Source organism: Mesorhizobium salmacidum (SeqCode), from assembly GCF_037179605.1.
GTDB classification, from domain to species: Bacteria; Pseudomonadota; Alphaproteobacteria; order Rhizobiales; family Rhizobiaceae; genus Mesorhizobium; species Mesorhizobium salmacidum.
This window is the reverse complement of sequence record NZ_JAPYKS010000008.1, coordinates 232,505-243,797: the sequence shown is the minus strand read 5'-3', so window position 1 is coordinate 243,797 and position 11,293 is coordinate 232,505. Positions and strand designations below refer to the sequence as shown.

11 protein-coding genes are annotated in these 11,293 nt (G+C 58.4%); 9 read left to right on the top strand and 2 right to left on the bottom strand.

What is annotated here, in order from left to right; translation table 11 throughout:
- The first annotated feature begins 1,049 nt into the window (after positions 1 to 1,049).
- A complete protein-coding gene (locus tag O7A60_RS13670) occupies positions 1,050 to 1,808 on the top strand; it encodes a LuxR C-terminal-related transcriptional regulator (RefSeq protein ID WP_084636857.1) in 759 nt (252 codons plus the stop codon).
- 143 nt (positions 1,809 to 1,951) lie between these two features.
- Here the strand turns inward: O7A60_RS13670 and O7A60_RS13665 are convergent, their stop codons facing one another.
- Positions 1,952 to 3,019, bottom strand: a complete 1,068-nt coding sequence (locus O7A60_RS13665) for a hypothetical protein (RefSeq protein WP_337106765.1) — start codon at positions 3,017 to 3,019, stop codon at positions 1,952 to 1,954.
- A 571-nt stretch (positions 3,020 to 3,590) separates the two neighbouring features.
- Here O7A60_RS13665 and O7A60_RS13660 point away from each other — a divergent pair.
- Positions 3,591 to 4,178 carry a sugar transferase gene (locus O7A60_RS13660; RefSeq protein WP_280940120.1) on the top strand — a complete coding sequence of 196 codons (588 nt, stop codon included), beginning with the start codon at positions 3,591 to 3,593 and terminating at the stop codon, positions 4,176 to 4,178.
- 125 nt (positions 4,179 to 4,303) lie between these two features.
- On the opposite strand, the gene O7A60_RS13655 is transcribed toward O7A60_RS13660, so the two are convergent.
- Positions 4,304 to 4,552, bottom strand: a complete 249-nt coding sequence (locus O7A60_RS13655) for a hypothetical protein (protein WP_337106764.1) — start codon at positions 4,550 to 4,552, stop codon at positions 4,304 to 4,306.
- Between the two features lie 425 nt (positions 4,553 to 4,977).
- Here O7A60_RS13655 and O7A60_RS13650 point away from each other — a divergent pair, with 425 nt between their 5' ends.
- The 7 genes from O7A60_RS13650 to O7A60_RS13620 all read left to right on the top strand — a co-directional run bounded on the left by O7A60_RS13650 (position 4,978) and on the right by O7A60_RS13620 (position 11,187).
- Positions 4,978 to 6,237, top strand: a complete 1,260-nt coding sequence (locus O7A60_RS13650; protein ID WP_337106763.1) for an O-antigen ligase family protein — start codon at positions 4,978 to 4,980, stop codon at positions 6,235 to 6,237.
- Between the two features lie 7 nt (positions 6,238 to 6,244).
- Positions 6,245 to 7,078, top strand: coding sequence for a hypothetical protein (locus tag O7A60_RS13645; RefSeq protein ID WP_337106762.1), 834 nt, complete (start codon positions 6,245 to 6,247; stop codon positions 7,076 to 7,078).
- On the top strand, positions 7,075 to 8,091 hold the full coding sequence (locus O7A60_RS13640; protein ID WP_337106761.1) for a hypothetical protein: 1,017 nt from the start codon (positions 7,075 to 7,077) through the stop codon (positions 8,089 to 8,091). The genes O7A60_RS13645 and O7A60_RS13640 overlap by 4 nt, the downstream gene beginning before the upstream one ends.
- A 94-nt stretch (positions 8,092 to 8,185) precedes the next feature.
- On the top strand, positions 8,186 to 9,352 hold the full coding sequence (locus tag O7A60_RS13635) for a PqqD family peptide modification chaperone (protein WP_337106760.1): 1,167 nt from the start codon (positions 8,186 to 8,188) through the stop codon (positions 9,350 to 9,352).
- Entirely contained in the window at positions 9,342 to 10,337 is a 996-nt protein-coding gene (locus tag O7A60_RS13630; protein WP_337106759.1) for a nucleotidyltransferase family protein, read from the top strand. The genes O7A60_RS13635 and O7A60_RS13630 overlap by 11 nt, the downstream gene beginning before the upstream one ends.
- Positions 10,338 to 10,415: 78 nt before the next feature.
- Positions 10,416 to 10,658 (top strand): hypothetical protein, encoded by a 243-nt coding sequence (locus tag O7A60_RS13625; RefSeq protein WP_337106770.1) that lies wholly within the window; start codon positions 10,416 to 10,418, stop codon positions 10,656 to 10,658.
- 238 nt (positions 10,659 to 10,896) lie between these two features.
- Positions 10,897 to 11,187 (top strand): hypothetical protein, encoded by a 291-nt coding sequence (locus O7A60_RS13620; RefSeq protein WP_337106758.1) that lies wholly within the window; start codon positions 10,897 to 10,899, stop codon positions 11,185 to 11,187.
- Positions 11,188 to 11,293 lie beyond the last annotated feature (106 nt).

Sequence of the window (11,293 nt, the reverse complement as noted above, 5' to 3'; positions counted from 1 at the left end):
CGAACCGCAGGTCAGGAAGCGCAGCAGCGACTTCTTCTCCTGCGCGGCCAGATAATCGCGGACGCCATCCGGGGAAGCGAGGCTCTTTGCCTTGATGTGGCGCATGGTCAGAAATACCCCTCGCGCTTCAGGTTGAGACTATCGGTCCTGCAAGCCGTGATGTGAAGCCCATCCGCCGCTGGGCCAAACGTGACCTGTTGCGGGTCAGCACGCTTGGGACCGCAATTGCGGCCGTCGCCTCGCAGATGAGGCGGCGGCTTCAGTCGGGTCTGGATGGAGCGGCCCGGCACCCCCTTGTTGGGATGGGGCTAGGACACCGGGCCTAACCGACGGGCAGTTCGTGAGAAACGGCACCGGGGGATAACGGACTATATGCGCTCATACCCAAGACGCGCAAAGCATACGAAAGAAGTATGAGGACAGCATTCGGGGCTCAACCGATGACCGATCAGCCAGTGACGTGCAGGCGCCTCACGCTCTCTTCCGGCGATTTGCGGGATCAGGCTTGCAGCGCTGCTACTATCCCTCGTTCGCGCCTTGGCGGGAAAGCACTGACCAAGCCACCATCGATCTGGTTGGTCTTGCCGAGGCGCTTGGCCGTGGCGGCGAGGTCGAACCAATGTGCACCTCGGTCGCCGAGTTCGCCGCGATTGGCGGCCGTATGGTTTGTTGGCCGGCAAACAGGAAATCACCAGTCGCAACCCCCGTCTCAGCTTATTGATGCGAGACAAGTTGAACGCAATTGCAGGTTGTAATACCTTTGGACATATTAGCTAGCTAATATATAATTACCAATTGTTAACCAGGATTAATGCGGCCTTTCCACAGCATTGTAGTATGCCCTTTAGGTTGGGTTACCTCCATAGGGCGGGGAGGCCATACGTCCGTGCGTTGGGGCGGCGTATGCTCTACTCCTTGAATCCAATCCCCGGTTAAATCTAGGCAGCCTGACACGATGGAGCGTATCAGTTCACGCGTCTGACAAGCTTTGCGGGGCCCAATCAAATGGGAGAAAAGCAAGTCGGCGACGGAGAGGAGTATGTAAGGCGATGGGACCTCACCAAATTTCCGATTCCTGGAATGATGCAGCAGTACCGCTACATAATGGACATCTGCCGGGCGCGAATGGTCTAGGCAGATCCGATGTCGAAGAAGAGCACCGAAGCGAAGGCCTCGTCCTGATTGTAGACAAGCGAGCGCTTGAACGTGAATGCCTTGCTCGTGGCCTTATCGAACACAATCCCACTTTGCGCGTTAGCGCGGTAGGATCGCTTGACGAAATCCAGCACATTGCCGGGAAAGAGGAGCCATCCGCGATCCTGGTCATTCTTGGCGCCAGAAAGGTCTCCGAGCAGAGTGTTCGGGCGGAACTTACGGACTTCATTGCTGAGATTGGCACCGTACCCGTAATCGTCGTGGTGGATTCCGACGACCCGGGAGAGGTCCTCGCCGCACTCGAATGCGGAGCCCGAGGCTACATTCCCACAAGCGTGAAGGTGAAAGTCGCTGCCGAGGCCATTGGTCTCGCTCGCGCCGGAGGGATCTTTGTACCCGCCAGCTGCGTGCTGGCGCTTCGAGAGATCATCCACTCGACGGCAAACGGTGCCCGGCCGCTCGCCGGCATGTTCACGATACGCGAGGCTGCGGTCGTAGAGGCGCTCAGGAAAGGCAAGGCGAACAAGATAATTGCCTACGAACTCAATCTTTGCGAGAGCACGGTCAAGGTCCACATCCGCAATATCATGAAGAAACTGAAGGCTACGAACCGCACGGAAGTAGCCTACAAGCTCAGACAGATGTTGCTATGACGGCTGCTTCGGACTTTACCTAGCGGGTCCGGCAACAATTGCCGGACCCGTTGAGAGGACCTTTTTGGGGCTGGCTGTTCTTATAAGGTGCTTGGACACCCGTCCGGGTCGTTTTCGCGAAACAGACTCGCTCGCGCTGGTGTTTAAGTGCGTTGCCTCTCAATGGTCGCGGACCTTGTCTTCACGAGGAATCCAACACTGTCCTCGCCCAGTTCTGCGCCCCGATATGCTGCTTCGGCGGCTTTCAGCCCTCCCGTCAGCCTGCGGACCGTCGGAGCTGCTCCGAGTACGTCAAGTGGCAAGCCTAGCTGATCGCGGCCGGGCCTCTTCGGCGGCCAAACCGTGAGGCCGAAATAGCTGGCGGCCGAGCGATCGATCCCGCCGCTGAACTGCACCAACAGCGTTTGGTTCGAGTTCCGGCCAATTCGGCCCAGGCTGTTGATGTCCATTGGTGGTTTGTCGCTGGGTCGCATCGCAACGACGATGACATCCCATGCATCGTCGGTCAGCAGCACCGGGTGCGAAAAAACGCTTACTCCCGCCCCGCGCTCGCGGAGCGCATATTCAAGGGATGATGCACAGGGCGTGTCGCAGACGATGGCGAGCTTGGCCGCGCGTAGATCGACACCGGCATCGTCCAGCAAGGTGCAGCATAACCGCGCGAACTCTGGCAGCAGGTCTACGGCTGGATGGTTGAGATTGAGAGCCGCAACCTTAATGCCAGCCTCGTCACAGGCGTCGAAGTCCACAGTGCCAGGCCGAAGCTCCCATGGTCCAGCCATTAGCGAAACAACCGCATGAGAGGGTAAGAGTTCGACAAGCGATCTAGAAATCGTTCCGACCTGGAGGGAGTTCGTGACGAGGTCGACGTCCTGCCATTTGCGGCTGTCGATGCGGTCCGTCACTTCCACGCGTTCCGATACGTTGGCAAAATTGGCAAATGCCAACGTCGCGGTCGCGGCTGCTGCCAGACTCGGATGTCTGGAGGATATGCGAGTGAGCGCAACGACGCGGCTGGCCTTAGCGAGCGCCGCCGCTGCCGCAGTCACTGCTTGGTATCCTGTCGCAGCGCCAACGACCACGGTGAGGCCGGAGAGATCGAGATCGAGCAAGGCTATTTGCTTGCGCACGAGAGCAAGGACTTCGGCACGGTCGATCTCGGGAACATCACGAGCAAACGACCTTGCTGAAAAATGACGTGATGTAGGCATGAAGCTGGGCACCACGTTGCGCGCTCTCACTATCTGGTAGGCCGGCAATGTCCTTTAAGCGGATCCGCTGCCCTGCCGGTCTCGTCTGGGCGCGATGCGCGTGCATTTCCTGCATTGCGTTGGCTGACGCGTTTGCGGCCTTCGCATTTGGTAAAGTAGTTCCTGTCTATTCTATTCTCGCCCAGGCGAGTGACGGTCCAAATTGGTTGGCCCTCTGACCTCTTGGTGGCCGAACCCGTTCCAATCCGCGCTTTGGCAATACAGCCGAACCTGCCCGAACTGCTACTGCAGCAAACGGATGCTAGGTGATACCCCGTTTGATCGGAAGACTTACCGAGGCTACGCCTGCGATGCTCGGATCAGGCTAAGGGGGTAACGAGCGCTGGGTACGGCGCTACCTCCTTTGCTTCTCTTGCCGAGAATGACGCGCCGCTGTGAAGTTGGGCAGCAAAACCAGCAGCGTTTCTTGGTGACATCCGTGACAATAAGCGCCTTTGACATAAAGCACCGCGGGCCAGGCATCCGCGTCGGCCAAAACCTCCGTCCGCTTGGAGGCCGGCGCAAGAGGATGATGGACATGACCGTCGCATTGATCGCGCTTGTCCTCGCTGCGCCGGTGATGCTGGCGGTTGCCCTTTTGATATTGGTGACCGACGGCGGACCGGCGGTGTTCTCACACACCCGGATCGGGTTCAACGGCAGGCGCTTCGCCTGTTACAAATTCAGGACCATGGTGGCCAACTCGGAGCGGGTCCTGGCCGACTATCTCGCGAGCAATCCCGAAGCCGCCAAGGAGTGGGAGCAGAATTGGAAATTCAAGAATGACCCGCGGATCACATTCCTGGGGCGCATTCTCAGGAAGTCTAGCCTGGATGAGCTGCCTCAACTCATCAACGTGCTGCGCGGCGAGATGAGTTGCGTCGGCCCTCGTCCAGTCGTTCCCGACGAACTTCAACGTTACGGCTCCTCTGCGATCGATTATCTAAAAACCCGGCCTGGGCTAACTGGCCTTTGGCAGGTGGCCGGCAGAGACGCAATGGATTATCCCAGTCGTGTCTCTATCGACAGCCGATATGTGCGGGAATGGTCCCTATGGGCCGATGTTGTCATTCTCGTCCGGACTGTGGGCGCCGTGATGAAATTCGACCGTGCGTCTTGATCAATGCGCATCGCAAATTCTTGCCCGATGCATTGCTTTGCCTAAAAACCGCAGCGTGCTGTCGCGATCGCAATGGCGAAAGGTGCGGCGCCCGCCAGCTGCGGCGAAATGGCAGCCGCAGACCATTACTGCTCACGTGACATGCCTTGGCGCCAGATTACGCCAAGGAAGAGGCCGAGCAAGTAGGCCCCCTGTAGAACGACAACGAGAAGCAGGATTGAGATGAGGTGGTGCCAATCAAATACACTGCCGATGCCGCCTGCAGCGACGCCGCCCACGACAGTCACCGCGGTCACGACAATGAGCGCGGCAACTCGAAAACGAAATCCCAGCAAAATGCCGATCACACCGACGACGACAAGGCCCCAAAGCACGGCGATCTCCTATGGGTGGAAGACTCAGTGTGCCATCTCCAAGTCTCCCACATCTGCGAAATCGGTACCAACACTCAATCCGGCTGCACCGCCTCGCCGAGCGATCGAGGGGCGGGAAATCGCCGCACACTCCCCCGCGCTGCACAAAAGGCGTAGAGCACCCTGTCCGAATGCCCCCTTTTCGCTCATTTCCTTGTCCACCCGCCGAGCCTACGCTGCATGGAAATAGGTATGCGGAAGTTCACCCGCCGTGCGGCAGCATGCAGTGATTTATGATACGGACGCCAAGCCTGTGTTTATCAGTGCAGCTATTCAGGACAACAAGGCGCTGGACGTTGCGCATCAAGGCGAGGCTGCGTCGGTGCGCAGTTCCCGCATAATGCCTCGAACGTGACATTCCACCTATGCTTCAGGTATCTGTCCTTTTGCTGATCCTGTCCATCTGGTTCCCTGGCGCCACGCGGATTGCCGGAACGGATGGCTCGCTTTCCTTCGTGCTGGCACTGTTCTGCGCTCTGCTAAGTGTCGGTGCCTATGCGGAAACAGCAAGACGCCTCCATCGGATTGAGGCCGCCCTGACGACTGCGGTGCTGACGATATCTGCTTTCATCATCGTTCTCTCTCTACTGTCGATGCTCTACGCAGACAATCCGATGAGGACGATGCGCGCGGTTTTCTCACAAGTGTTTGGCTTCGCGATCATTCCAGCAGTCGCGGCGATCTCCATGAGACCCAAGGGTCTCGTGGCAGTCGACAGGGTTGTGACGACCATAGTCATCATGACTGTCGTAACATCCTGTCTTGTCGCAATCGGGCTGGGCGATGCCAGATTCGCCGATCGGGCTGAAGGCTATTTCAAGCACTCGAACCAACTCGGGATCGCGTTGTCGGCTGGTCTGCCGCTTGTCGCCGCGAAGCTGGTCACATCCCGCCGGCACCGACTTCTCCTTATGGGCTGCCTCGCTGCCGTGCTCCTGGGTTTGGTGAAATCGGGTTCGAAGACCAACTTCGTTCTCGGAGTGGTGGGCCTTGGTCTTTTCTTTGCGCTATACAGTATATATCTAATCAGAAGAAAGCAGAGTCCGTTAAAAGTAATCGTGGGAACCATTGCCGCTCCGATATTGTTCGAAGCGAGCCTGCTGACATTGCAGTTCCTAAATCCACGGGCTTACGGCCTGCTGGCCCTTCAACTTTCCGGAGGCGAGGCGCATTCGGTGGTATCGCGGCAGCGACTGTGGTCTATATCGATCGATCTCGGCCTGTCGCACCCGTTCACGGGTGTGGGGGCAGGGCAATGGGTGCAAGATATCGCACCCCATAGCCATAATCTGTTCATCGACTTCTTTAGAACACTGGGAGTGCCCGGCTTGGCGTTGGCGTCGATGCTGGTTCTCGTGGTCATGGCATATCTGGTCAGGGTCGTGTTCTGCACATTGTTCGGCAATGACAGGGGGGGCGACCATGCGGCGGAAGTGAATGTGATGGTGCTTGGAACGTCGGTTTCCCTGTGGAACTACATCATCGCAAACCAGATGAGCGACTCCTTCGGTCCATCGACAGCGCCTTTCTTCTGGCTGCCGTTGGCTTTGCTCATCTTCTACCGCGGCATCCAACGATCACTGCAGACCGGCCCTGAGCGTCCGAAATTGTACGCGGTTCCAGGGTCCCAGCTCTTTCAACATTGAAATTCCCATGGCTTCGCACACAGTCCGTGACCTGACGGCAGGCTTGCCGCCAAGCGTCGAACCACGCCCGCTTCAAACAGCCATTCGATTTGTGGAATTCTTTGGTCTCCCCGGAATTGGAAAGACAACCGCAACCACCCTGTTGGCGAGCGGTTTGCGGCGGCACGGCCCGTTGGTGGGTGATGTGCGGGTAGCGTCGGAGGCAAGAAAGTTCATCAGCCGCCAGATCTACAGAATAGGTATTGTTGCACCAAGGTTTAGGGATCGTGAGTTTCGCTCCCTGCTCTCGCGAATTACGCGCTTTGTCATCGAAGGTGGGCAATCATCGATTGTCGACACAGTCAGAGTCATCTGGAACCTTTCGTTTCTGATTGCTTATGTTCAAAGTGAGAGACAGGGAAGAAATACAATTATTGTCATGGACCAGGGCCTGTTGCAGGGATTCCTATCCATCTTGCTTAAGAGCAGGCGTGGGGCAACATCCGAGAAGTGGCTTGATATCCTGTTCGCCATTGGCGTGCACGATATTGCTTTTGTCCATCTGCACGGCGAGATCGGCGTGGCACGAGATCGACTTCTGAAAAGGGGCGATCGGTCCTCGCGGATGCAAAGAACATCTCCTGACCGCGACCTTGATCTGTGGTCGACCGCGGATGGTGCTTGCCGCCAGATTGCGACCGATCTTCAGTGGGGGATGGGAACGGAAGATCACGCCGGCGTACTGGTGGCGGTCAACGTGGAGAGGTTTGCGTCGCCCGAAGACGTCGCCGAAAGGGTTCTCGACGCGGTGCTACTGGCCTGCCTTGAACGGCATCGGCCGTGCGATAGGATAGGTCAATGAGCACGAGAATGGACCGCCGTTCTTTCATGGCCGTCGCCGGCTTGTATCCTGTAATCGCTTTGTTGCCGAGCTCGCTCCGAGCGCAAGGCGGACAGACGCCGGAAGGCAACGAGTTCGTCCTGGCAGGTGAGTATGGCTTCAAACAGCAATTAATTCGGAATCTCCAGCCGGGAGCAACTATCAACGCTCGCAATGCTTCCTTCACGGTTGCCAACAGCAGAAACAGCGATCCCAGCGCGACGATGGGCTGCGACGAGGGGACGTTGCCGGTCAATCGCTATCCCGTCGTCATCCGCAACTGTCCAGGGGTTCGCTTTGTCGGCGGCCGCTTCGACGGCCAGGTACCGCTGACGTCTGATTGGCGGGACACCTACTGCAACAGTGCGGCTTTGCTTGTCAGGGACGGAACCACCGATGCGACAGTTGAGGGGGTGCGTGCCCGTCGCTGCTGGGATGGCATTCGCCTCGCCGAGCACGCCGACGGCTTTCGCCTAAAAGGGTGCTGGCTCAGCGAAATAAGGGATGATGCTGTGGAGAACGATTATCTCCTCAGCGGTATCATCGAAGATTGCTTGTTTGACGGATGTTTCTCGGGAATCAGCCTGGACCCTGCGTCAAACGAGCGGGACGGAACCGGGCAAACGGTGCGGGTCGAAAAATCCCTCATTCGCATGCATGCCTTTCTGTCCAAGGGCGAAATCACACATCAGGCTCCGATCAAGGCTGTCGATCAGTCGCCCAGGTTGAGGATCACGGAATCGGTTTTCGCATTGGCTGCGGCCAACATGCGTGGATTCCATCGCCTGGAAAGAACATGGCGGCTGACGATTGAAAGCCGCGACAACGTTTTGCTGTGGCTGCCCGACGAGCCAATCCCCACCTCGTTGCCGCTGCCGCCATCTGGTTTCAGATTGCTGACGGGCGCCAACGCCCGCGAATATTGGAACAAGGCGCATCTCCAGTGGATCGCGGCGCATCAGGACGTGGGCCGGTTCTCCGACGAATTGCTGTGAGAAGTCGCACCGTCGGCAATGATTATCCGAACTGCAAAGACAGGTGGCGCTCGCATGCACCCTGCTTGCAACAATAGCTTGGACCGTCACCGCGATGAACCAGCACGAGGCGATTGACAGAAGTGTGGCATCAGGATCCGCCGATCACGGCCCTGGGAGGTTTGTGATCCAGGGGCGGTTGGTACGCGTCAGGGGACAAAATATCCTGTTCAGCCCTTCTCAGAAGGCCATTTTCGCCGTCAACGATACTGCTGCCGACATCTGGCGCTCTCTGGAAGAGGGCATGCCACCGCACGCCATCTCTGTCGAGATGGCGCGCAGTGGCGTTGATAAACTTGAGGCAGACAGGCATGTCGAGGCTGCACTCGAAGATTGGCAGCGGCTAAACCTGATACGGCCCTGCGCGCCCTTGTCTACTTCGTCAGCTCAAAAGCCTTTGAGCCAGGTGGTCGCGGTTGCGGGCCTCAACATACGCATCGTCTATCCGGCAGCCTACGCCTTTCCCGCGATTTCCGTATTTCGCCACCTCGAGGTCAAAAGAGATACTGCCGACGTACTGCTCGAAGTGGTTGGGCAGGGAGGGAGAGTCCATCTGTTGCGGGATGGCAAGTGGATTTTGTCCTGCTCCCTCGACGAACTACCCGTCATGCTGAAGGGGCAATTGCTGACCGAGGTTCTGGATTACGGCGCATATGAACTTGCCCTCCATGCGGCTGCGCTTCTCGGAAATGAACGCATCGTCCTTCTTTGTGGCAATCCGGGCGCGGGCAAGACGACGCTGACCTTGGCACTGGTCCATGCAGGATTTGGCTTTGTCGCCGATGATGTGACGCTGCTGGACTCTAGCGGGCATGGCGTCGGCCTTCCGTTTGCCCCGGCGGTCAAGGCGGGAGCATGGCCGTTGCTGGCCAAATACTGCCCCGGCCTCGATGCCGTTCCGATCTGTCGCCGCCCTGACCGCAAGCGTGTACGATTTGCCGTGCCCAAGGCGTTCGTGCCCTTGCCTCCCGCTCCCCTGCCCATTGGCTGTGTGGTCCTGCTCCGTCGAGGTCGTGACACGAAAGCTAGCCTGGAGCCGATCGATCCAGCTCACGCATTGCGCGGCCTGCTCAACGGCGCGCTGGCACCCGGCGGAGAGCTCAGTGGCACCGCTTTCGAAGTGCTGACCCAACTCATCGGCTCGGCGCAAACCTATTGCCTGACCTATTCGGGGCTTGATGATGCAGTACAGCTTATCTCGAAAGCGTGCCATGACGAGTAGAGGCAACGCGCTTAAGGCGTTGATCGCTGGACTTCGCGGCGCTCCGACCGACAGCGCCGACTGGCAGGCCGTGATTGCTCTGGCAAATCACACTCTGCTCACACCCGATTTGTTCTCGTCTCTCGCTCGGGCCGGACAAATCCATCAACTCCCGCAGGACGTGCGCGAGTACCTTCGGTTCGTGTACGACTGCAATCGCGAACGGAACCTGCGCTTGCGTACCCAACTGCGTGAAGCCATTGCGGCCCTCAATGGCCGCGACATCGTACCGTTTCTGCTCAAGGGGGCCGTTCCTCTGTTCCTTTCGCCGGGCGGCCAGGTTCCCAGCAGGATGACGAGTGACCTCGATCTAGCCGTGGACCCGCGCGAAGAGACGTTCGCCCGGACCTGTCTTGAAGAGCTTGGCTACGTCGATGTGGCGGGCGCCCGAGGCATGGCCCGCGAGCATGACGCCGGAATGCTGGAACTTCGGTCGAGCCAACCAACCTGCCATGCCCCTCCCGAACTCGTCCAACTCGGAGGACTTCGGGTGAACATTCCCCCCGCTCGGTCTCGCGCCCTGCATTGGATGGTGCACGACCTTCTCAAGGAGGGAGATTACTGGCGCGGAAGGATAGATCTCAGGCATCTTCATGATCTGGCCCGATTGGCGGAAAGCGAGGACGTGGACTGGATGTCACTGCAGGAATCCATGCCGGATCGGAGCGCCCGCAATGCGCTCGACACCCAGCTCTTGGCCTTGCATCATTTCTTTGGAACCAGAATCCCCGCAAAATGTACACAACGCCCGATGGTTCGTTTCCAGCACTGGAGGCGCGTCTTCACGGCGACCCACCCCATTATTGGCGCACCGCTGCGCCTGGCAGGCAATTTGATGTGGGGCATATGGCGGTTTTCACGCGCCTACGGGTTGACGAAACGTGGGCCGTCGGACCCCTTGCATCGCATCGCTCGCACGCTCTTCAATCCTCGCACGAAAATCTAAGCCTTTTGGGGAACTAGTGCGCCTGTATGGAAAGCGTAAGATCAATCTGCGAATTTGGAAAGTTTGTGGGAGGTCGAAATGTCAATAGAAAGCACAAAACGCTCGGAACGGACGCAAGAGACGCTGGTCTCGGAGGCTCAAGCGCGCCGTGACTTTCTCAAGAAGGCGGGGCGTTTTGCGGCGGTTACGCCGCCGGCTGTGACGCTTCTGCTCGGCACAAGCTTGAACTCCAAGGCGATTGCCAAATCGGGCGGCACACGCCCCGGCAATGGTTGGGGAGACAAGAACCATATTCACGTCGGCCCGCCCGGCAAGGCGTAAGCTCCTCGAGCAGGGTCGCTGAAAACAGCGTCTCGACGACATAGGGCCAAGCCCTTCGTGAAGCCCAGACCGCTTGCGGCGCCCAGAGTGCCGCCGGCGGTCTGGGCTTTTTTATCGGCGCTGAAACACGTTGCATCGAGCATCGTCCCATTGCCGTTTTTGTTGTTCCGCTCCCACGTTGTCGTTCTCTTCTCGCCGGATTGAACGACATGATAAACGGCGCCTATAAACGGCGCCTATGGGAATCAAGAACTACCTGATCGAAGGCGGTTCCGGCACTGGAAAAACGTCTGTCGCTACCGAACTGGAGCGGCGGCGTTATCATAAGGTCTTTGTGCTCGACGTAGACGTTGAGACGTTGAACCGACGACTGGATGGGCGACCGAATGAGCCAGGTTTCGATCCGGCCGAGCGGCGGCTGGTACTGCGCTACCATCATACCCGGGAGTATCTTCCCGCTGGCATCGATATCGACACGGCGGGCACGGTCCCAGGCGTTGTCGACGATATCCTCGCTCAACTCGCCTGAAGCCCTGAACGCATCGTGAATGGTTTGCGGGAAGACGCTAATCGCCTGAACGGCTCACTGGCGGCGCTGAGACTAGCCGACCGGCAGCTTGCGGATTGGCAAGCCG